We start from the raw sequence: 20,980 nt of genomic DNA, 5'->3' as shown, positions 1-20,980 counted from the left end.
GGCACGGTCGGTGCCGCGCCGCTCCCCGCCCGACCGTGCCGCCGGCTGGACCGCCTCAGAACAGGCGGGAGCCCACGTCGTCGTGGCCGCGCATTGCGTCGTAGTCCAGGACGAGGCACGCGATCCCGCGGTCCTGGGCGAGCACCCGGGCCTGCGGCTTGATCTCCTGGGCGGCGAAGATGCCGCGCACGGGCGCCAGGTGCGGGTCGCGGTTGAGCAGCTCGAGGTACCGGGTCAGCTGCTCGACGCCGTCGATGTCCCCCCGCCGCTTGATCTCCACGGCGACGGTCCCGCCGGACGCGTCCCGCGCCAGGATGTCCACCGGGCCGATGGCCGTCGGGAACTCCCGCCGCACGAGCGAGTGCCCCGTCCCCAGCAGCTCGATCTGCGCCGCCAGCATGACCTGCAGGTGCGCCTCGACGCCGTCCTTGACGAGCCCGGGGTCCACGCCGAGCTCGTGCGCGCTGTCGTGCAGCACCTCGTGCAGCTCGATGACGAGACGGTCGTCGCTCTTGGCGTGCTGGACGGACCAGACCTCCTCGACGCCGCGGCCGCGCGCCTCGTCGTCCGGCTCGGTGACCGCGAGCGTGCACGGCGGGCTCATCCAGTTCAGCGGCTTGTAGGACCCGCCGTCTGAGTGCAGCAGGACGCTGCCGTCGGCCTTGACGAGCACCAGCCGGGTCGCCAGCGGCAGGTGCGCGTTGAGCCGCCCGGAGTAGTCGGCCGAGCAGCGGGCGATCACGAGGCGCACGGGCGGGGGGTCCTTCCACGTCGTGGCACGCACGACGGCGACGGGTCGGGACTGGGAGGCCGCGGGCACGGGGGCGACCGGCGGACCGGGGGTCGGGTCAGATGACCCGGGAGAAGTCGGTCGGCGGGGCGGCCTCGAGCCAGGCCGTCAGGCCTGCCAGGGCGTCGCGGGACATCGTCACCTCGTAGTCCGTGCCCCGGTGACGGCACCGCACGAGCACCAGGTCCGGGTCCGTCGACCCGGCCACGGGCGCCCGGCTGACGACCTCGATGTCCTCGCGCCGCCAGCTGCGGGCCGGCCGGGGCGCGAGCGACCACGAGCGCCACCAGTCGATCCGCCCCGCCCCGTAGTGCGCGATCCCGGCGTTCCACGGGGCACCGGGCTGGGCGCGGCGGCCCGAGCACAGGAAGGACCCGACCCGCCCGGACAGCGTCCGCAGCCGGGACGCCCCGAGCAGCACGACGACGACGAACACAGCCACGACCGCGCCGAGCGCGGCGGCGACCACGGTCCCGCTCACCCCAGGCCCTGCCCCCGTGCCGCGTGCGTCAGTGCCCGGCGGGTCCGGTGCCGGCCGGCGTGGCGGCCCGGTCACCGGTCGGCGCCGAGTCCGTCACGACCGTGACGCGGTCGCCGTCGACGGAGAGGAACCCGGCCTCGACGGTCGCACGGACCACCTCGCCGCCGGACGCCGGGGTGATGCGCACCGTCCCGGGCCGCAGCACCGCCAGCATCGGCGTGTGGCCGGGCAGGATGCCGACGTCGCCCTCGACGGAGGGGGCGCTGACCATGCGCGCCTCGCCCGACCAGATCGTGCGGTCGGCGGCGACGACGTCGACATCCAGGTGTGCCACGGGTGCTCCTTGCGTGCGTTGCGGTGCGGTCGATCAGGGACGGGCGCGGGCGCCGGGCCTCAGAGCCCGTACTCCTTCTGGATCCGCGCCCAGTTGCGCTCGAGGTCCTCGAGCCCGCCGATGTTGAAGAACGCCTGCTCCGAGATGTGGTCGAACTCGCCGTCCGCGATCTTGGAGAACGCCTCGACGGTCTCCGACATCGGGACCGTGGAGCCGGGGACCGAGGTGAACTGCTCGGCCATGTAGGTGTTCTGCGAGAGGAACTGCTGGATGCGACGGGCACGGCCGACGACGGTCTTGTCCTCCTCGGACAGCTCGTCGACACCGAGGATCGCGATGATGTCCTGGAGCTCCTTGTTGCGCTGCAGGATCCCCTTCACGCGGGTCGCCGTGTCGTAGTGCGCCTGGCCCACGTAGCGCGGGTCGAGGATGCGCGACGTCGACGCCAGCGGGTCGACGGCCGGGTACAGACCGCGCGAGGCGATCTCGCGGGAGAGCTCGGTCGTCGCGTCCAGGTGCGCGAACGTCGTCGCGGGCGCCGGGTCGGTGTAGTCGTCGGCCGGGACGTAGATCGCCTGCAGCGACGTGATCGAGTGACCACGCGTGGAGGTGATGCGCTCCTGCAGCTGGCCCATCTCGTCGGCGAGGTTCGGCTGGTAGCCGACCGCGGACGGCATGCGGCCGAGCAGCGTGGAGACCTCGGACCCGGCCTGCGTGAACCGGAAGATGTTGTCGATGAAGAGCAGCACGTCCTGCTTCTGCACGTCGCGGAAGTACTCCGCCATCGTCAGGGCGGACAGCGCCACGCGCAGGCGGGTGCCCGGCGGCTCGTCCATCTGGCCGAAGACCAGGGCCGTCTGGTTGATGACGCCGGACTCGGTCATCTCCTCGATGAGGTCGTTGCCCTCACGGGTGCGCTCGCCGACGCCGGCGAACACCGACACACCGTTGTGGTTGTTGGCGACGCGGTAGATCATCTCCTGGATCAGGACGGTCTTGCCGACGCCGGCACCACCGAACAGACCGATCTTCCCGCCCTGGACGTACGGCGTCAGCAGGTCGATGACCTTGATGCCGGTCTCGAACATCTCCGTCTTGGCCTCGAGCTGGTCGAAGTTCGGGGCCTTGCGGTGGATGGGCCAGCGCTCGGTCACCTCGAAGCGCTCACCCTCCTTGAGGTTGAGCACCTCACCGGTCACGTCGAAGACGTGGCCCTTGGTGATGTCGCCGACCGGGACGCTGATCGGCTTGCCGGTGTCGGTGACGATCGCGCCGCGCACCAGGCCGTCGGTCGGCTTGAGGGCCACCGCGCGGACGAGGGAGTCGCCGAGGTGCTGGGCGACCTCGAGCGTCATGGTCAGCGTGCCCTGGCCCTCGCCGCGCGTGGCCAGGTCGATGTCGACCGTGAGCGCGTTGTAGATCTCCGGGATGGCGTCCGCCGGGAACTCGATGTCCACGACGGGGCCGATGACCCGGGCGACCCGGCCCACGGCGGGCTGGCCCGCCGAGGAGGTGGCGGTGTCGGTAACGGTGGCAGTCATTGATCTCTCGCTTCGCTGGACCCGTCAGGCCCCGTCGGTGTGTGCGGAAAAAGCTGAGGTGGCTGCTGCGGGGTGGCCCCGTCGCGGCTGCGCAGCGGTGTCAGGAGGCCAGCGCGTCGGCGCCGGAGACGATCTCGCTGATCTCCTGGGTGATCTCGGCCTGGCGCGCCTGGTTGGCCTGCCGCGTGTAGGTGCGGATCAGCTCCTCGGCGTTGTCGGTCGCCGTCTGCATGGCGCGCTGGCGGGCGGCGAGCTCGGAGGCCGCCGCCTGCAGCAGGCAGGTGTAGATCCGGCTGCGGATGTACTGCGGGAGCATCGCGTCCAGGACGGCCTCGGGGGACGGCTCGAACTCGTACAGCGGCTGCGCCCGGGTGCCCTCGGCGGGTGCCACGCCCTCGACGACCTCGAGCGGCAGCATCCGGATGACCCGCGGCACCTGGCTGACCATGCTGACGAACTGCGTGTAGACCACGTGCAGCTCGGCGACGCCACCGGCCTCGACCGGGGCCCCGAAGGCGTCCAGCAGCGTGTCGGCGATCTCGGTCGCGACCTCGTAGGTCGGCGCGTCCGAGCCGCCGGTCCAGCTGCCCGCGACCTCCCGGCCACGGAACGCGTAGTACGACACGGCCCGGCGGCCGACCGCGTACAGGACGACGTCCTTGCCCTCGGCGCGCAGGTCCTCGATCAGCCGCTCCCCCGCCCGCAGCACACCGGCCGAGTAGGCGCCGGCCATGCCGCGGTCGGCGGTCGCCACCAGGACCGCGACCCGGTTCGTGTCGGTCCGCTCGGTGGTGAGCGGGTGCGACACGTCCGAGTGCGTGGCCACGGCCGACACCGCGCGGGTCAGCGCAGCGGTGTACGGCGTCGCCGCCGTCACCCGCCCGCGTGCCTTCGCGATGCGCGACGCCGCGATGAGCTCCATCGCGCGGAAGATCTTCTTGAGCGACTGGGTCGACCGGATCCGCTGCCGGTAGACGCGCTGGGAGACCGCCACGCGTCAGCCTCGCTTCTGCCGGACGATCTGCTCCTGCTCGACCGGGACGGCCTCCGCGTCGGTCCCGCCGATGAGCGGCGAGCCGTCGCCCACCAGGAAGCCGCGACGGAACTGCTCGACCGCCGCCTCCAGGGCCTGCTCGGTCTCCTTCTCCAGCTTGCCGGAGGAGGCGATCGTCGTCAGGACCTCGGTGTGGCGGCGCAGGTGGTCCAGCAGCTCGCGCTCGAACCGGCTCACGTCCTCCAGCGGGACGTCGTCCAGCTTGCCCTTCGTGCCGGCCCAGATGGACGCGACCTGGTCCTCGACCGGGTACGGCGTGTACTGCGGCTGCTTGAGCAGCTCCATCAGGCGGGCGCCCCGGGTCAGCTGGGCACGCGAGGCCGGGTCCAGGTCGGAGGCGAACATCGCGAACGCCTCGAGCGACCGGAACTGCGCCAGGTCGAGCTTCAGCGTGCCGGAGACCGCCTTCATCGCCTTGACCTGCGCCGAGCCACCGACGCGGGACACCGAGATGCCGACGTCGACCGCGGGACGCTGGTTCGCGTTGAACAGGTCCGACTGCAGGAAGATCTGCCCGTCGGTGATGGAGATGACGTTGGTCGGGATGTAGGCCGAGACGTCGTTGGCCTTGGTCTCGATCATCGGCAGGCCGGTCATCGAGCCGCCGCCCAGCTCGTCAGAGAGCTTCGCACAGCGCTCGAGCAGGCGGGAGTGCAGGTAGAAGACGTCACCCGGGTAGGCCTCACGGCCCGGCGGACGCCGCAGCAGCAGCGACACGGCGCGGTAGGCCTCGGCCTGCTTCGACAGGTCGTCGAAGACGATCAGGACGTGCTTGCCCTCGTACATCCACTGCTGGCCGATGGCCGAGCCGGTGTACGGCGCGAGGTACTTGAACCCGGCCGGGTCCGAGGCGGGGGCCGCGACGATCGTCGTGTACTCCAGAGCGCCCGCGCTCTCCAGGGCGCTGCGGACGGCGGCGATGGTCGAGCCCTTCTGACCGATCGCGACGTAGATGCAGCGGACCTGCTTGTTGGGGTCGCCGGACTCCCAGTTCGCCTTCTGGTTGATGATCGTGTCGATCACGATCGCCGTCTTGCCGGTCTGGCGGTCACCGATCAGGAGCTGGCGCTGGCCGCGACCGATCGGGATCATCGCGTCGATGGCCTTCAGGCCGGTCTGCAGCGGCTCGTGCACGCTCTTGCGCATCATGACGCCGGGGGCCTGGAGCTCCAGGGCACGACGTCCTGACGTGGCGACCTCGCCGAGGCCGTCGATCGGCTCGCCCAGCGGGTCCACGACGCGGCCCAGGTAGCCGTCGCCGACCGGGACGGACAGCACCTCGCCGGTCCGGCGGACCTCCTGGCCCTCCTCGATGCCGGTGAACTCGCCGAGCACCACGACACCGATCGTGCGCACGTCCAGGCTCAGCGCCAGGCCGAGCGTGCCGTCCTCGAAGCGCAGCAGCTCGTTGGCCATCGCGCCCGGGAGGCCCTCGACCTGCGCGATGCCGTCGCCCGCCAGGACGACGCGACCGATCTCCTCGGTCACCGCGCCCTTGGGCTCGTAGGACCTCACGAAGCTGTCGAGGGCGGCCCTGATGTCCTCGGAGCGGATCGTCAGCTCAGCCATTGCTTGTCTCCTGTCGTGACTGCACGTTCGGTGTGCGGTCGTTCACGTCCAATGATGCGGTGCGGTGCTGGGTGCGGCCGACCGCGGGCGGCCCGGAGGGTCGCCGGCCGGTCGTCCACCGGCCGGGAGGGCCGTGACCGGCTGGTCTAGCCGGCGAGACGACGGCGGGCGTCGTCCAGCCGGGACAGCACGGTCGCGTCCACGACGTCGGCGCCCACCTGCACCCGCAGACCGCCGAGCACCGCCGGGTCCACGGACACGTTGACCTGGACCTGCGTGCCGTACGCCCCCTCCAGGATCGACGCGAGGCGGTCGCGCTGAGCGGGGGTCAGCTCGGTGCGCGAGGTCACCGACGCCACCAGGCGACGACGACGCGCCGCGGCGAGGTCGCCGACGTGGGTCAGCGTCTCGACGAAGCGGCGACGGTCGGACACCGCGGCCCGGCGGGCCACGCGGCGCGTCCCGTCGGCCGCACCGGCGCCCAGGATCTGGTCGACGAGGGCGGCCCGCCGCTCCGACGACGCGGTGGTGTCCGCGAGGGCCTGACGCACGGCCCGCTCGCTGACCAGGGCGCGGGTGAGCTGGAAGAGCTCCTCCTCGACGCGCTCGAGCTCGCCGGCGGCGTCCGCCGACGCGAGCAGCGCCCAGAGGCCAAGCTCCTCGATGCCCTCGGTGAGGTCGTGCTCGGACGACCAGCGCTGCGAGACGAGGTCCGCGACGACGTCGGCCACGGGCCCACGCGCCCCCCGCAAGAGGCTGCGCACCAGACCGGCCTTCGCCTCGCCCGGGAGGGACGGGTCCGTCAGCGTGCGCCGCAGCGAGCCGGAGCTCTCGAGCGCGTCGACGAAGGAGAACATCTCCTCCCCCAGCCCGGCGGCGTCCGTGCCGGCTGCCACCAGCACCGGCTCGAACCGGTCCGCGACGCCCTGCAGCGACCCGCGACTCGTCCCGCGCATCACTGCACCGTGCCGGCGTTCGCCCTGCTGGGCTCCGCGGCGAGCTCGTCGAGGAAGCGGTCCACGACCCGGGACTGGCGGGCCTCGTCCTGCAGCGACTCGCCGACGATCCGGGACGCCAGCTCGGTGGCCAGCGTGCCCACCTCGGCGCGCAGCTGGACCGACGCCTGCTGACGCTCGGCCTCGATCTGCTTGTGCGCGGTGTCGAGGATGCGCTCGGCCTCGACGGTCGCCCGCTGACGGTGCTCCGCGACGATGGCCGCACCCTCGGTGCGCGCCTCCTCGCGGATGCGGGCCGCCTCGGCGCGGGCCTCGGCCAGCTCGGCGTGGTTGCGCTCGAGCGCCGCCTGCGCCTCCGCCTGCGCGCTCTCGGCCTTCTTGATGCCGCCCTGGATCAGGTCGGTGCGCTCGTCGAGCACCGCACGGAACTTGGGCAGCACGAACCGGTAGAACGCGAAGGCGATGATCGCCAGCACGACGATCGACCAGACGATGTCGTAGATCGCCGGGATCAGCAGGTCGATGCCCTCGGCCGCCTCGGCGTGGTCCTCCTCGACGGCCGCCACGAGGGCGGCCGCGACCGCCGTGCTCATGAGAACAGGAAGCCGGTGATCAGACCGAGCAGACCGAGCACCTCGACGAAGCCGATACCGATGAACATCGTGGTGCGCAGCTGGCCGGCCACCTCGGGCTGGCGCGCGATGCCCTCGATGGTCTTGCCGATGAGGATGCCCAGACCGATACCCGGGCCGATCACGGCGAGGCCGTAGCCGATGGTCGCGACGTTGCCGTTGACCTCGGCCAGAATGGTGGTGTCCACGATCTCTCGTTCCTTCCGTAGGGCGCCCGGCCAGACCGGCCGGGCGTCTCGTGCGAGCACAGGCCGATGAGGCCCGGTGCTCCCGTGTGCTGGGTCAGTGCTCCGCTTCGACGGAGAGGTTGAGGTACACCGCGGTCAGGACCACGAAGATGTACGCCTGGAGCGCTGCCACGAAGACCTCGAAGAGCGTCAGGGCGATGCCGCTGACGAGGGTCAGCGCGCCGAACACCTTCATGGCGCCGCTGGCCTCGAGGAGGAAGAACTGCGTGGCGGAGAAGGTCAGCACGAGCATGAGGTGGCCGGCGACCATGTTGGCCATGAGTCGCAGCGCCAGCGTGGCCGGCCGCAGCACGAACACGGTGAGGAACTCGATCGGCGTCAGCAGGACGTACATGAACACCGGGACGCCGGGCGGGAACAGGTTCGACCTGAGGAACCCGCCCAGGCCCTGCGCGCGGATCCCGGCGCCGAGGTACATCACGTAGACCCACAGGGCCAGCATCAGCGGCAGCCCGATCAGCGACGTCCCCGCGATGTTCAGCAGCGGGACGACGCCGGTCAGGTTGAACGCGAGGATCGCGAAGAACAGCGTCGTCAGCAGCGGCACGTACTTGCGCGCCCGCTCCTTGCCGAGGATCTCCTGGGCCACGTTCACCCGGACGAAGTCGAGCAGGAGCTCCACGACGTTCTGGCTGCGTCCGGGGACGAGGCGGGCACGGCGCGCCACGAGGACCATGAAGATCACGAGGGCGAGCGCGGCGATCAGGCGGACGATCTGCAGGCGGTTGACCTCGAGGAACGATCCCTCGAACAGGACAGGAGCCGGGAAGAAGTCGGCGATCGTGGGGGCGTGGAAACCCTCGCCCTCGCTCGTGGCGAACGGCAGGATCGTCGCAAGGCTGGACAGGGGGTGCTCCCGGTGGTCGTGGCTCCGGGACGGTCGCATGCGCGCACGCGCGCCGTCGGGCCTGCCTTCATGGATCGGGGAGAGCGTAACGCATGCGGGCCACTGCTCCCGCCCTGCTCAGCCCTCCCGGACGCCGCCCGTGGCCGCGTCGCCGGAGGGGGTGACGTACGGGACGCGCCCCACCCGCACGGCCCGGTAGTCCAGCAGCGCCGAGCCGATCACCCCGGCGAACAGCACGGCCGCGAGCACGCCGCGGTGGTAGAAGTCCTCGTCCCGGATGAGGGCGAGCACCGCGATGAGGACGACGACCTTGGCGAGCCAGGCGCCCATGACGACGGCGGCCATCGTCGTCGCCGGGGCCCGGGCGGTGAGCAGCATGGACGCGACCGTCGTGCCGGAGAAGAGCAGCGCGAGCCCGATGCCGATCAGGGCGCCCCACACCCCGGGCATCCCGGCGACCGCGTAGCCCAGCCCGATGCCGAGCACGGCCAGGGCACCGAGGAGCACGAGCATGTCGCGCAGCGCGGTGCGGAACACCGACGTGACGGCGTCGTGCGACCGGCCGGGCCCTGCGTCGTGGCCGGGGGCCGGGACCGGCTCTCGGCCGAGCTCGGGGACGGGCGGGGTGTCGGTCACGGACGGGTCCCTTCGGGGAGGTCGGTCGGCAGGTCGGCGAGGCGGTCGGCAGGGCGGTCGGCGGGCGTGTCCGCGGGACGCACGCGTCCGCGCAGCGGCCCGAGGGTGAGCAGCGCGGCCACGACGCTCGCACCGGCGAGCACCCACAGCACGGTGGTCGTCGGGAGGGTGACCAGTGCCGCCGTCCCGAACGCGAACACCGCGGTCCACACGTACATGATGACCACCGCACGGCGGTGGGAGTGACCGAGCTCGAGCAGCCGGTGGTGCAGGTGCAGTCGGTCGGGGTGGAACGGGGAGCGCCCGGCGACCACCCGGCGGATGACCGCCAGGCCCATGTCCAGCAGCGGCAGCAGCAGCACCGCGATGGGCAGCAGGATCGGCAGGAACGCCGGGATCGTCTGGCGGTTCGGCGCCAGCTCCAGGTCGATCTGGCCGGTGACGATGATCGCGGCCGCGGCGATCACGAGCCCGATGAGCATCGAGCCCGAGTCGCCCATGAAGATGCGGGCCGGGTAGAAGTTGTGCGGCAGGAAGCCCAGGCACGCCCCGACCAGGGCGGCGACGACGACGGTCGCCAGGTTGGAGACGTCGGTCGGGCTCGCCTCGCGCGACAGCAGGTAGGTGTAGACGAAGAACCCCGTCCCGCCGATGGCGATCACCCCGGCCGCCAGGCCGTCCAGCCCGTCGACGAAGTTGACCGCGTTCATAGCGACGACCACCGCCAGGACCGTGAGGAACAGGGAGAGCCGGCCGGACCCGATCAGCAGGGTGCCGCCGAGCGGCAGCTGGTAGAGCTGCACCCCCTGGAACGCGAGGAAGACCCCGGCCAGGGACTGCCCGGCCAGCTTGGTCATCCAGTCGAGGTCCCAGATGTCGTCGGCCACGCCGAGCAGGCACACCATCGCGGCGGCCACGACGATCCCCCACGCGCGGCGGGTGTCCTCGAACACGCCCTCGAGGAACGGGATCTGGCTGGCGATCGCCATCGCGACGGCGAGCCCGCCGAGCATCGCCACCCCGCCGAGCCGTGGCGTCGGCACGGCGTGCACGTCGCGGTCCCGCAGCGCGGTGATGGCTCCGGTGCGCAGGGCCGCCCACCGGGCGACCGGGGTCAGCAGGTAGGTGACGGCCGCCGAGACGAGCAGGACCAGCAGGTAGACCCTCACCCGTCGTCACCCGGGTCGACGACGGCCGCCACCTCGCGCAGCTCGTCCAGGCCCACCGCGCCGAGCCGGACCAGCCGCAGCGTGTCCCCGGTGGCGTCGACGATCGTGGACGCGACACCGCCGGGCACCGGGCCGGCGTCCAGGTAGAGCTGCACGCTCGTGCCGAGCTGCTCCAGCGCGGACTGCGCGGTCAGCGCGGCGGGCCGGCCGGTGAGGTTGGCGCTGGACACCGCCAGGGGGCCGGTGCGGCGCAGCAGCGCGAGCGCCGCGGGGTGGTCCGGCATCCGCAGCGCCACCGTCCCGTGCGTCTCACCGAGGTCCCACGCGAGCGACGGCTGCGACCGCAGGATCACGGTGAGCCCGCCGGGCCAGAACGCGTCCACCAGCGTCCGCACGACGTCGGGCACGTCCGTGGCCAGGCCGTCGAGGGTCCGGACGTCGGGGACCAGCACCGGCGGCGGCGCCTGGCGCCCGCGTCCCTTCGCGGCGAGCAGCGCGGCGACCGCGGGCGGGGTGAACGCGTCGCAGCCGATGCCGTAGACGGTGTCGGTCGGGAGCACGAGCAGACCGCCCCGGGAGACGACGTTCACGGCCTCGTCGATGCCGGGGCCCCACAGGGCCGGGTCGCTGACGTCACGGGTTCGGTCGTGCTGGGTCACGACGGCGAGTGTTCCACGTCGGCCCGCGCACCCGGGTCGGTGTGCCGGTCGTCGGCGGGGGCCGACCCGGCGCGGCGGGCGACGACCATGCGGGGACGGCCGGTCAGGTCCGGCTCGGTCCACGCGGGCGTGAAGGCGCCGGTGGCGTCCACCACCTCGCGGGCCGCCACCGCCTGGACCTCGGCGTGCTCCATGACGAGCAGCCCGCCGGGACGCAGCAGCCGCGCCGCGGCGCGCACCACCCCGCGCGGCACCTCCAGCCCGTCCGCGCCCAGGCCGTACAGCGCCACGGCGGGGTCGTGGTCGGCGACCTCGGGATCCACGGGCACCGCGCCCGGCGGGACGTACGGCGGGTTCGAGACGACGACGTCGACGCTCCCGTCGAGCTCGCGCAGCGCGGTGCGGGCGTCGCCGCGCCGCAGCACGACGCGCGCACCGCCGGGTGACCGGGCGAGGTTGCGGGCCGCCCACGCGTGCGCCTGCACGTCGAGCTCGACCGCGTGCACCCGCGCCTGGGGGACCTCGTGCGCGACGGCGAGCGCGATCGCGCCGGACCCGGTGCACAGGTCGACGACGAGCGCGGCGCCGGTCCGGGCGACGGTCTGCGCAGCGGCGTCGACCGCGACCTGGGCGACCTGCTCCGTCTCCGGGCGCGGCACGAAGACGCCGGGACCGACCGCCAGCTCCAGGCCGCGGAACGGGGCGGTGCCGACCAGGTGCTGCAGCGGCACCCGGGAGGCGCGTCGGCGGACCAGCTCGTCCAGCCCGTCCGGTGCGGCGCGGCCCAGCACCACGGCCGCACCCAGCTCGCCGCGGGTCATGCCGAGCAGGTGCGCGGCGAGCAGCTCGGCGTCCGCCCGCGGGGAGGGGACGCCGGCGTCGGCGAGCACGCGCGTCGCCTCGCGCAGCGCGGGCCCGAGCGCGGCCGTGGTCACGTCAGGTCCCGGCGGCGGCCAGGCGTGCGGCCTCGTCGGCCTCGATCGCGGAGCGCACGACGGGGTCGAGGTCGCCGTCGAGCACCGCGTCGAGGTTGTAGGCCTTGTAGCCCGTGCGGTGGTCCGCGATCCGGTTCTCCGGGTAGTTGTACGTGCGGATCCGCTCGGAGCGGTCCACGGTGCGGACCTGGGAGCGGCGCGCCTCGGACGCGGCGGCGGACGCGGCCTCGGCCTGGGCGGCGAGCAGGCGGGCCCGCAGCACGCGCATCGCCTGCTCGCGGTTCTGCAGCTGCGACTTCTCGTTCTGCATCGACACGACGATGCCGCTGGGCAGGTGCGTGATGCGGACCGCGGAGTCCGTCGTGTTGACCGACTGCCCGCCCGGCCCGGAGGACCGGTAGACGTCGATGCGCAGGTCGTTGGGGTCGATCGCCACCTCGCCCGGGTCGTCGACCTCGGGCAGCACGAGCACGCCGGCGGCGGAGGTGTGGATGCGGCCCTGCGACTCGGTGACCGGGACGCGCTGGACGCGGTGGACGCCGGCCTCGTACTTCAGGCTGGCCCAGACGCCGTCGGACGGGTCCTGCAGGGATCCCTTGACCTTGATCGCGACCTGGACGTCCTTGTAGCCGCCGAGGTCCGACTCGGTCGACTCGATGAGCTCGGTCTTCCAGCCGCGGCGCTCGGCGTAGCGCAGGTACATGCGCAGCAGGTCGCCGGCGAACAGCGCGGACTCCTCGCCGCCCTCCCCCGCCTTGACCTCGAGGATGACGTCGCGCCCGTCGTCGGGGTCACGCGGGACGAGCACGCGGCGCAGCCGCTCGGCGGCGGCCTCCTCGGTGGCGCGCAGCGGTGCGATCTCCGCGACGAAGGTGTCGTCACCCTCGGCGATCTCGAGCACGTCGGCCAGGTCGTCCGCGGCCTGGCGCCAGGCGCGGTACGCCCCCACCACCTGCCCGAGCTCGGCGTACCGGCGGCCCAGCGTGCGGGCGCGGCCGGCGTCGGCGTGCACCGAGGGGTCGGCGAGACGGCGCTCGATCTCGGCGTGCTCGGCCAGCAGCGGCTCGACGGACGCGAACGCCTCGCTCATCGCAGGACCTCTCGGGTGGGGTGGCCGGCAGGCAGCCATGTACGGACCCGCTGGACGCGCGGGCCGGGCGGCTCGGGGGCCGGGAACGACGAACGCCGGTGGTCACCAGCGCCGCCATGGAGGGCGACTGCTGGGACCACCGGCGTCGGGGTCGCTAGTTGGCGGCCGTCTCGGTCGCGGCCGGGGCGGCGGCCTTCTTGCCGTAGCGCGCCTCGAAGCGGGCGACGCGACCACCGGTGTCGAGGATCTTCTGCTTGCCCGTGTAGAACGGGTGGCAGGCGCTGCACACGTCGGTGCGGATCTCGCCGGAGGGCTGGGTCGAGCGCGTGGTGAACGTGTTCCCGCAGGTGCAGGTCACGGTCGTGTCCACGTAGCTCGGGTGGATGTCCTTCTTCACGGTGCTTCTCCTTGGGGTTCGTCTCCGGGTCGCGATCACGGTCGTGAGCCACGTGAACCGGAGACCAGCCGAACAGTGTGCCAGAACGCGGGGTGGCGCCGAAATCATCCCGGCGCGCCGCGTCCGCCCCGGGTGCCGGACGTGACGTGCGGCACCCGGGGCGACGGGGTCAGTCGTTGTGGCCGGACGCGCTCGGTGTCGTCTTCTGCACCTGCAGCAGGAACTCCACGTTGGAGTGCGTCTCGCGCAGCTTGGACAGCAGCAGCTCGATGGCCTGCTGCTGGTCGAGCGCGCTCATCACCCGGCGCAGCTTCCAGGTGATCTTGAGCTCGTCGGCCGGGATGAGGATCTCCTCGCGGCGCGTGCCGGACGCGTCGACGTCCACCGCGGGGAAGATGCGCTTGTCGGCCAGGTTCCGGGAGAGCTTGAGCTCCATGTTCCCGGTCCCCTTGAACTCCTCGAAGATGACCTCGTCGGCCTTGGACCCCGTCTCCACCAGCGCGGTGGCGAGGATGGTCAGCGAGCCGCCGTTCTCGATGTTGCGCGCCGCGCCGAAGAACCGCTTGGGCGGGTAGAGCGCGCTGGAGTCGACACCACCGGACAGGATCCGCCCGGACGCCGGTGCCGCGATGTTGTACGCGCGGCCCAGGCGGGTGATGGAGTCCAGCAGCACGACGACGTCCTGCCCGAGCTCGACCAGGCGCTTCGCGCGCTCGATCGCGAGCTCGGCGACCGTGGTGTGGTCGTCGGCCGGACGGTCGAAGGTCGAGGCGATGACCTCGCCCTTCACGGTCCGCTGCATGTCCGTGACCTCCTCGGGGCGCTCGTCGACGAGCACGACCATGAGGTGGACCTCGGGGTTGTTCGTGGTGATCGCGTTGGCGATCGCCTGCAGCACGAGCGTCTTGCCGGCCTTCGGCGGGGAGACGATCAGGCCGCGCTGCCCCTTGCCGATCGGCGCGACGAGGTCGATGACCCGGGTCGTCAGGACGTTGTGCTCGGTCTCCAGGCGCAGGCGCTCCTGCGGGTACAGCGGGGTGAGCTTGCCGAAGTCCGGGCGCTGACGCGCCTGCTCGGGGCTCGTCCCGTTGACCGTGTCCAGACGGACCAGCGCGTTGAACTTGCTGTTGCGGCCCTGGGTGAGGTTGGGCTGGTCGCCCTCACGCGGCTGCCGGACGGCGCCGGTGACGGCGTCCCCCTTGCGCAGGCCGGCCTTCTTGACCTGACCCATCGTGACGTAGACGTCGCTGTCGCCGGGCAGGTAGCCGGTCGTGCGGACGAACGCGTAGTTGTCCTTGATGTCCAGGATGCCGGCGACCGGCAGCAGGACGTCGTCGTCGAGCAGCTCGACGTCGTCGAGGCCGCCGATCTCCGGACCGCCCGGGCGCACGCCGCGTCCGCCGCGCTTGGTGCGGTCACGGTCGCGGTAGCGGTCGCGGTTGCGGCGGCGGCGACCGCCGCGCTCGTCGTCGTCCGCGTCGGCGGTCGTCACGGGACCGGCCTGGCGGGTCGGCCGGCTGCCGTCGCCCTGCGGCTGGCCACCGGCCGACTGCCCGTTGGACTGCCCGTTGGACTGCCCGCCCGTGGCCGGGCCACCGGTGGACTGGCCGCGCTGACGGCCGTCGGCGTCGTCGCCCTGGTCGCCGCCGCCGTCGAGGAGGTCGCCGTCCGTGCGGGGCGTGCCGCCACCGCGGCCGGACCGGCGCGACCCGCGCTCGGGACGCTCGCCGGTCACGGCGCCGACGGCCTCGGCGGCCCGGGCGGCGCGGTCGTCACGGCGCTCGTCACGGCGCTCGTCACGGCGCTCGTCGGCGGGCAGCGGGAGCTCGATGTCGATGTGCGGCAGGCGCTCGTCCTGTACGTCGCGCTGCTGGCGGGACGGCGCGGTGGGCGCCTCCGCGGGGAGCGGGGCGGGGAGCGTCAGCACGGGGGTGGCCGGAGCCGTGCCGGTCGAACGGCCGGTCGAACGGCCGGTCGAACGGCCGGTCGACCCGACGGTGGGCTCGCTGGCGGACGAGCTTGCCGCGGCTGCGGTCGGGGCGGTCGCGGCGTCGTCGGCGGCGCGTGCCGGGCGGGTGGCCCGGCGCGAGGTGCGCTGCGGAGCGGCCGGGGCGTCGTCGCTCGCGGTGCTCGCCGTGCGGACGTCCCCGCCGCCGCGCTTGGTCCGGATGGCGTCCACGAGGTCGCTCTTGCGCATCTTGGACGTCCCGGTGACGCCGAGCTGCGACGCGAGCGCCTGCAGCTCGGGCAGGCGCATCGCGGAGATCGCGCCAGCGCCCCGGGTGGAGCCACCAGCTGCTGCCGCGTCGGGCGCGGCGCTGCTCATGGTGGCGTCGATGGTGTCGGTCACGAAGGATCCTTCCCCCTCGTCGGCGGCTCTCGCATGAGGCGGGCCGCAGGTGTCGATCTCGGCACCAGATGGCCGGGTCGTCGTACGCCGGACGTCCGACGTACGACGACGCCAGACGTTGCGGGTTGGAGCTCCCGGTCCTCGTCGGCGCGCCCCTGCGCTGCCGTCCGAACCGAGGTTGTGGGAGCCCTTTCACTCTAACACCGGCGACCGGTCTCCCATGCCCGCCTCGCGCGGTTCACCCGGGTGGGTCCCGCTCGGGTCCCGCTCGAGTCGGCGCGGGCCGGCGCGGGTCCTGCACGGGTCGGGGGCCGGTCCGCCCGCCCCTCGGCCGGTCAGCCCGCCGGGCGCTCCACGGTGGCGCCGCCGGTGTCGATGCCGGGCACCAGGACCTGCCAGTCACCCCTCGCAGCGCCGCACACGTCGCGCACCGCCTCGTCGGCGTCGGTGGTGCCCGGGCCGGTGGCGCAGGCCAGCGCCACCACGGTCGGTCCGGCGCCGGACACCACGGCCGCCACCCCGCGAGCGCGAAGGGCGTCGACGAGCGCCAGGCTGTCGGGCATCGCCGGCGCCCGGTACCGCTGGTGCAGGCGGTCCTCGGTCGCGGCGTGCAGCAGGTCCGGGCGGTGGCCCAGGGCATGGACCAGCAGCGCGGCCCGGCCGGCGGCGAGCGCCGCGTCGGCGTGCGGCACGGTGGCCGGCAGCAGCCCGCGCGCGGTCCTGGTCGCCAGCCGCACGTCGGGGACCAGGACGAGCGGGGCGAGGTCGGCGTGCGTGCCGATGCGGACCGCCCGGGCGCCGTCCGGCTCGCACCAGGCGACGGTCGCGCCGCCGAGGATGGCCGGGGCCGCGTTGTCCGGGTGACCCTCGAGCTCGGTCGCCAGGCGCAGGACGACGTCGTCGCCGAGGGCGTCGGGGTCCGCGACCAGGCCGCGCGCGGCGAGCAGCCCCGCGACGACCGCCGCCGCGGAGGAGCCCATCCCGCGGCCGTGCGGGATGCGGTTCGTGCACTCCAGGTGCACCCCGACCTGCGGGGCGCTCACGTGGTCCAGCGCGTGCCGCAGCGCACGGACGACCAGGTGCGCCTCGCCGTCCGGCACCTCACCGGCACCCTCGCCGTGCACCTTGATGACGACGTCCGCCGTGCCCAGCGCCCGGAACTCGAGGTCGTCGTGGACGCCCAGCGCCAGGCCCAGCGCGTCGAAGCCCGGGCCGAGGTTCGCGCTGGTGGCCGGCACCCGGACCCGGACCCGGTCGGCGCCGAGCCTCACGTCCGGGGTCCCGTGCGGGGGCGGCCGGTCAGGACGCGCACGGCGGTCAGGCGAGCTCGAGCGCGTCGGCGATGGACACGACGTCGGCGCTGACCCGGACGGGGACGACCTCGCTGCCGTCCGCCGTCCGCAGCGCCCACTGCGGGTCCTTCAGGCCGTGCCCGGTCACCGTCACGACGATGCGCGCACCGGCGGGGACCCGGCCCTGCTCCGCCAGGGCGAGGACGCCCGCGACGCCCGCGGCGGAGGCGGGCTCGACGAAGACGCCCACCTCGCTGGACAGCACGCGGTGCGCAGCGAGGATCTGGTCGTCGGTGACCGCCTCGATGAGCCCGCCGGAGGTGTCCCGCGCGTCCTCGGCCTGCGCCCACGACGCCGGGTTGCCGATCCTGATCGCCGTCGCGATCGTCTCCGGGTGCGTGACGGGGTGGCCCGCGACGATGGGCGCGGCGCCCGCGGCCTGGAAGCCCCACATGGCCGGGGTCCGCGAGGCGGTGCCGTCGGCCGCGTACTCGGTGTAGCCCTTCCAGTACGCGGTGATGTTCCCGGCGTTGCCGACCGGCAGCGCGTGGATGTCGGGGGCGTCCCCGAGCGCGTCGACCACCTCGAAGGCCGCCGTCTTCTGCCCCTGGATGCGGTCGGGGTTGACGGAGTTGACCAGCTCGACGGCGTACGCGTCGGCGAGCTTGCGGGCGGCGACCAGGCAGTCGTCGAAGTTGCCGTCGACCTGCAGCAGGCGCGCGCCGTGCGCGATCGCCTGGCTGAGCTTGCCCATCGCGATCTTGCCGTCCGGCACGAGCACCGCGCACAGCATCCCCGCGGCCGTCGCGTACGCGGCGGCGGACGCCGAGGTGTTGCCCGTCGACGCGCACACCACGACCTTGGCGCCGCGCGCGGCGGCGGCCGAGATCGCCGTCGTCATCCCGCGGTCCTTGAAAGAGCCGGTCGGGTTCATGCCCTCGACCTTCAGCAGCACCTCCGCGCCGGTCCGCTCCGAGAGCACCGGCGCCGCGACGAGCGGCGTGCCGCCCTCACCGAGCGTGACCACCTTCTCGCTCAGGTGCGCCGGCAGCCGGTCGGCGTACTCCGCGATGACCCCGCGCCACAGGTGCGCCATCAGTTCCCCTCGACTCGAAGCACGGACCGGACCGCCAGGACGGCGTCCAGCCCCGCGACCGCCTCGACCGTCGCCGCGAGCGCGGCGTCGGTCGCGGAGTGCGTGGTCATGACCAGGTGGGCGACCTCGGCGTCCCCGGGTCCGGCGGCGAGCGACTGCCGCACGGCCTCGATGGACACCCCGTGGTCGGCGAGCGCCGCCGCGACCTGGGCGAGCACGCCGGGACGGTCGACGACGTCGATCCGCACCTGGTAGCGCGTCAGCGCTGCCGAGGCCGGCAGCACGGGCAGGTCGGCATAGCTGGACTCGACCGGCCCGCGGCCGCCGAGCACCCGGTTGCGTGCGGCCGACACGACGTCGCCGAGCACGGCCGACGCGGTGGGCGCCCCGCCGGCCCCGCGCCCGTAGAACATGAGCTCGCCGGCCGACTCGGCCTCGACGAACACCGCGTTGAACGCCCCCCGGACGCCGGACAGCGGGTGGGTCGTGGGGACCAGCGCGGGGTGCACGCGGACCGAGACGCCGTCGTCGGTGCGCTCGGCGATCGCGAGCAGCTTGACGACGTGCCCGGTGCTGGCCGCCCAGGTGACGTCCTCGGCGGTGATCGCGGTGATCCCCTCGCGGTGGACGTCCTCGAGCGGGACCCGCATGTGGAACGCCAGCGACGCGAGGATCGCGGCCTTCGCGGCGGCGTCGTAGCCCTCGACGTCAGCCGTCGGGTCGGCCTCGGCGTAGCCGAGCGCCTGCGCCTGCGCCACGGCGGCGTCGAGGTCCAGGCGCTCGGTCGCCATCTGGTCGAGCACGTAGTTGGTGGTGCCGTTGACGATGCCCACGATGCGCCGCACCCGGTCGCCGGCCAGGGACTCGCGCACCGGCCGGACGATCGGGATGGCACCGGCGACGGCGGCCTCGAAGTAGACGTCCACCCCCGCGGCGTCGGCGGCGGCGTACAGGGTCGGGCCGTCCTCGGCGAGCAGCGCCTTGTTCGCGGTCACCACCGAGGCACCGCACCCGATCGCCCGCAGGAGCAGCGAGCGCGCCGGCTCCAGCCCGCCGATGACCTCCACGACGATGTCGGCGCGCGCGACGAGACCCTCGGCGTCCGTGGTGAGCAGCGCCGGGTCGACGCCCTCGCGCGGGACGTCGACGTCCCGGACCGCGATGCCGACCAGGTCCAGGGGGGCACCGACGCGCGCCGCCAGGTCGTCGTGCTGCTCGCGCAGCAGGCGTGCGACCTGCGAGCCGACCACCCCGCAGCCGAGCAGGGCGACCCGCAGCGGCGTCGGGGCCGCGCCCCTGGTCCCGTCGTCCGGACGGACGCCGTCCACAGCCGTCACCTCGCCACCCTCCATGTCGCTCGTCGCACCTCGGTGTCCACCGGCGGCGGACACGTCGTCCACCGACCGCTGACGTCGGACGCGCGCCGATCCTCGCCGCACCCGGCGCCCCCGGGCACGGCGTCTCACCATACGGGTGCGCCGTCCCGGCGCCGGCCGCCCCGCGGCGCCGGGCGCGCTCAGCCCAGGTCGAGCGCGAGCAGGTCGTCCTCGGTCTCCCGGCGCACCAGCACCCGCACGACGCCGTCGGTCACGGCGAGCACCGGCGGGCGTGGCACGTGGTTGTAGTTGGACGCCATCGAGCGGCCGTACGCGCCGGTGACCGGCACCGCGAGCAGGTCACCGGGGCGCACGTCGGCCGCCAGCCGGACGTCGTGCACGACGATGTCCCCGCTCTCGCAGTGCTTGCCGACCACGCGCGACCGTGCCGTGTCCGTCGCGGCCGCGCGCGAGGCCACCGTCGCGGTGTACTGCGCGCCGTAGAGCGCCGGACGCAGGTTGTCGCTCATGCCGCCGTCGACCGAGACGTAGGTCCGGGTGAACGCGCCGTCGTCGCCCTCGACCGTGACCGGCTTGACGGTCCCCACCGTGTAGAGCGTGAACGTGGTCGGCCCGACGATCGCCCGCCCGGGCTCGATCGAGATGCGCGGCACCGGGGTGCCCAGCTCGGTGCACACGGCCCCGACGGTCGCCGCCAGCCGGCCGGCGACCTCGACCGGGTCGACCGGGGTCTCCCCCGGCAGGTAGGCGACGCCGTACCCGCCGCCGAGGTCGACCTCGCCGAGGAGGTACCCGGTGCCCTCGTGCAGGTCGGCGCGCAGGCGCAGCAGCGTCCGGGCCGCCTCCTCGAAGCCCGCGGCGTCCAGGATCTGCGAGCCGATGTGCGAGTGGAGCCCGAGCAGCTCGAGCTCGGGCCGGGCAAGGACCGCGTGCAGCGCCTCGAGCGCCTGACCCCCGGCGACCGACAGGCCGAACTTCTGGTCCTCGTGCGCCGTCGAGATGTACTCGTGCCCGCCGGCGTGGATGCCGGTGGTGACCCGGACCATGACCGGCGCCCGCCGGCCGGTGCGCGCGGCGGCGTCCGCCACGCGGTCGACCTCGGCGAGCGAGTCCACGATGAGCCGTCCGACCCCCGCGTCCAGCGCCCGGGCGATCTCGGCGTCGGACTTGTTGTTGCCGTGCAGGCCGATGTCCGCGCCGGGCACGCCGGCCCGCAGCGCGACGGCGAGCTCACCGCCGGTCGCGGTGTCGACCCGCAGCCCCTCCTCGTGCGCCCACCGGGCGACCGCGACGGACAGGAACGCCTTGCCGGCGTAGTAGACGTCGACCCCGGTCCCGATGGTGGCGAAGGCGCGGGTGAAGGCCTCCCGGTAGGTGCGTGCGCGGCGCCGGAAGTCCGCCTCGTCCAGGACGTAGGCGGGGGTGCCGTGCTCGCGCGCGATGTCCCGGACGTCCGCTCCCGCCACGCGCAGGGCGCCGTCCGGCCCGCGCGTGACGCCCGAGGACCACACCTGCGGGTCGAGGCCGGCCGCCTGGCCGGGGGCGACGCCGTCGGGCACGGAGACGG

At 73.7% G+C, this 20,980-nt stretch carries 21 protein-coding genes; all 21 read right to left on the bottom strand.

What is annotated here, in order from left to right; all coding sequences use genetic code 11:
- Window positions 1-55 precede the first annotated feature (55 nt).
- The gene (gene nucS / locus CAE01nite_RS12675) at window positions 56-751 is read right to left on the bottom strand and encodes an endonuclease NucS (RefSeq protein WP_146905031.1); all 696 of its coding nucleotides are present in this window, start codon (window positions 749-751) and stop codon (window positions 56-58) included.
- A 97-nt stretch (window positions 752-848) separates the two neighbouring features.
- Window positions 849-1,271: a DUF2550 domain-containing protein gene (locus CAE01nite_RS12670; RefSeq protein WP_246131186.1), complete on the bottom strand. Its 423-nt coding sequence runs from the start codon at window positions 1,269-1,271 to the stop codon at window positions 849-851.
- A 28-nt stretch (window positions 1,272-1,299) separates the two neighbouring features.
- Window positions 1,300-1,605, bottom strand: a complete 306-nt coding sequence (locus CAE01nite_RS12665; RefSeq protein ID WP_146905027.1) for a F0F1 ATP synthase subunit epsilon — start codon at window positions 1,603-1,605, stop codon at window positions 1,300-1,302.
- Window positions 1,606-1,664: 59 nt separating this feature from the next.
- On the bottom strand, window positions 1,665-3,146 hold the full coding sequence (atpD, locus tag CAE01nite_RS12660) for a F0F1 ATP synthase subunit beta (RefSeq protein WP_146905024.1): 1,482 nt from the start codon (window positions 3,144-3,146) through the stop codon (window positions 1,665-1,667).
- Window positions 3,147-3,246: 100 nt separating this feature from the next.
- Entirely contained in the window at window positions 3,247-4,140 is an 894-nt protein-coding gene (locus CAE01nite_RS12655; protein WP_146905021.1) for a F0F1 ATP synthase subunit gamma, read from the bottom strand.
- Between the two features lie 3 nt (window positions 4,141-4,143).
- Complete coding sequence (gene atpA, locus CAE01nite_RS12650) at window positions 4,144-5,769, bottom strand: F0F1 ATP synthase subunit alpha (protein WP_146905018.1); 1,626 nt, start codon at window positions 5,767-5,769, stop codon at window positions 4,144-4,146.
- A 146-nt stretch (window positions 5,770-5,915) separates the two neighbouring features.
- Window positions 5,916-6,725, bottom strand: coding sequence for a F0F1 ATP synthase subunit delta (locus tag CAE01nite_RS12645; protein ID WP_146905015.1), 810 nt, complete (start codon window positions 6,723-6,725; stop codon window positions 5,916-5,918).
- Window positions 6,725-7,318 (bottom strand): F0F1 ATP synthase subunit B, encoded by a 594-nt coding sequence (locus CAE01nite_RS12640; RefSeq protein ID WP_146905012.1) that lies wholly within the window; start codon window positions 7,316-7,318, stop codon window positions 6,725-6,727. Before CAE01nite_RS12640 ends, CAE01nite_RS12645 begins: the two co-directional genes overlap by 1 nt.
- Window positions 7,315-7,545: an ATP synthase F0 subunit C gene (atpE, locus tag CAE01nite_RS12635; RefSeq protein WP_146905009.1), complete on the bottom strand. Its 231-nt coding sequence runs from the start codon at window positions 7,543-7,545 to the stop codon at window positions 7,315-7,317. Before atpE ends, CAE01nite_RS12640 begins: the two co-directional genes overlap by 4 nt.
- A 94-nt stretch (window positions 7,546-7,639) precedes the next feature.
- The gene (gene atpB, locus CAE01nite_RS12630; protein ID WP_146905006.1) at window positions 7,640-8,491 is read right to left on the bottom strand and encodes a F0F1 ATP synthase subunit A; all 852 of its coding nucleotides are present in this window, start codon (window positions 8,489-8,491) and stop codon (window positions 7,640-7,642) included.
- 78 nt (window positions 8,492-8,569) lie between these two features.
- Entirely contained in the window at window positions 8,570-9,088 is a 519-nt protein-coding gene (locus CAE01nite_RS12625) for a Cg1360 family ATP-synthase-associated protein (RefSeq protein ID WP_307725000.1), read from the bottom strand.
- Entirely contained in the window at window positions 9,085-10,257 is a 1,173-nt protein-coding gene (locus tag CAE01nite_RS12620; RefSeq protein WP_146905003.1) for an MraY family glycosyltransferase, read from the bottom strand. Before CAE01nite_RS12620 ends, CAE01nite_RS12625 begins: the two co-directional genes overlap by 4 nt.
- Window positions 10,254-10,916, bottom strand: coding sequence for an L-threonylcarbamoyladenylate synthase (locus tag CAE01nite_RS12615; protein ID WP_146905000.1), 663 nt, complete (start codon window positions 10,914-10,916; stop codon window positions 10,254-10,256). The genes CAE01nite_RS12620 and CAE01nite_RS12615 overlap by 4 nt, the downstream gene beginning before the upstream one ends.
- Window positions 10,913-11,851, bottom strand: coding sequence for a peptide chain release factor N(5)-glutamine methyltransferase (gene prmC, locus CAE01nite_RS12610; RefSeq protein ID WP_146904997.1), 939 nt, complete (start codon window positions 11,849-11,851; stop codon window positions 10,913-10,915). The genes CAE01nite_RS12615 and prmC overlap by 4 nt, the downstream gene beginning before the upstream one ends.
- Window position 11,852: 1 nt before the next feature.
- Window positions 11,853-12,941 (bottom strand): peptide chain release factor 1, encoded by a 1,089-nt coding sequence (prfA, locus tag CAE01nite_RS12605; RefSeq protein ID WP_146904994.1) that lies wholly within the window; start codon window positions 12,939-12,941, stop codon window positions 11,853-11,855.
- A 154-nt stretch (window positions 12,942-13,095) separates the two neighbouring features.
- A complete protein-coding gene (gene rpmE, locus CAE01nite_RS12600; RefSeq protein ID WP_146904991.1) occupies window positions 13,096-13,338 on the bottom strand; it encodes a 50S ribosomal protein L31 in 243 nt (80 codons plus the stop codon).
- 169 nt (window positions 13,339-13,507) lie between these two features.
- Window positions 13,508-15,688, bottom strand: coding sequence for a transcription termination factor Rho (gene rho, locus CAE01nite_RS12595; RefSeq protein WP_371862900.1), 2,181 nt, complete (start codon window positions 15,686-15,688; stop codon window positions 13,508-13,510).
- A gap of 335 nt (window positions 15,689-16,023) precedes the next feature.
- Window positions 16,024-16,959, bottom strand: a complete 936-nt coding sequence (gene thrB / locus CAE01nite_RS12590) for a homoserine kinase (RefSeq protein WP_146904988.1) — start codon at window positions 16,957-16,959, stop codon at window positions 16,024-16,026.
- Between the two features lie 46 nt (window positions 16,960-17,005).
- Entirely contained in the window at window positions 17,006-18,076 is a 1,071-nt protein-coding gene (thrC, locus tag CAE01nite_RS12585; protein WP_146904985.1) for a threonine synthase, read from the bottom strand.
- Window positions 18,076-19,413 carry a homoserine dehydrogenase gene (locus tag CAE01nite_RS12580; protein ID WP_246131185.1) on the bottom strand — a complete coding sequence of 446 codons (1,338 nt, stop codon included), beginning with the start codon at window positions 19,411-19,413 and terminating at the stop codon, window positions 18,076-18,078. Before CAE01nite_RS12580 ends, thrC begins: the two co-directional genes overlap by 1 nt.
- A 179-nt stretch (window positions 19,414-19,592) precedes the next feature.
- Window positions 19,593-20,972: a diaminopimelate decarboxylase gene (gene lysA / locus CAE01nite_RS12575; protein ID WP_146905113.1), complete on the bottom strand. Its 1,380-nt coding sequence runs from the start codon at window positions 20,970-20,972 to the stop codon at window positions 19,593-19,595.
- Between the last annotated feature and the right edge of the window lie 8 nt (window positions 20,973-20,980).

Origin of the sequence: Cellulomonas aerilata, from assembly GCF_007991755.1 — a bacterium.
Lineage (GTDB): Bacteria > Actinomycetota > Actinomycetes > Actinomycetales > Cellulomonadaceae > Pengzhenrongella > Pengzhenrongella aerilata.
This window is presented reverse-complemented; position numbering and strand designations above follow the sequence as displayed.

Excerpts from the sequence above, each read along its gene's own strand:
- CAE01nite_RS12645 (WP_146905015.1), bottom strand. The coding sequence starts at position 6,725 with ATGCGCGGGACGAGTCGCGGGTCGCTGCAGGGCGTCGCGGACCGGTTC.
- atpB (WP_146905006.1), bottom strand. The coding sequence starts at position 8,491 with ATGCGACCGTCCCGGAGCCACGACCACCGGGAGCACCCCCTGTCCAGC.
- prfA (WP_146904994.1), bottom strand. The coding sequence starts at position 12,941 with ATGAGCGAGGCGTTCGCGTCCGTCGAGCCGCTGCTGGCCGAGCACGCC.
- atpD (WP_146905024.1), bottom strand. The coding sequence starts at position 3,146 with ATGACTGCCACCGTTACCGACACCGCCACCTCCTCGGCGGGCCAGCCC.
- CAE01nite_RS12640 (WP_146905012.1), bottom strand. The coding sequence starts at position 7,318 with ATGAGCACGGCGGTCGCGGCCGCCCTCGTGGCGGCCGTCGAGGAGGAC.
- thrC (WP_146904985.1), bottom strand. The coding sequence starts at position 18,076 with ATGGCGCACCTGTGGCGCGGGGTCATCGCGGAGTACGCCGACCGGCTG.
- atpA (WP_146905018.1), bottom strand. The coding sequence starts at position 5,769 with ATGGCTGAGCTGACGATCCGCTCCGAGGACATCAGGGCCGCCCTCGAC.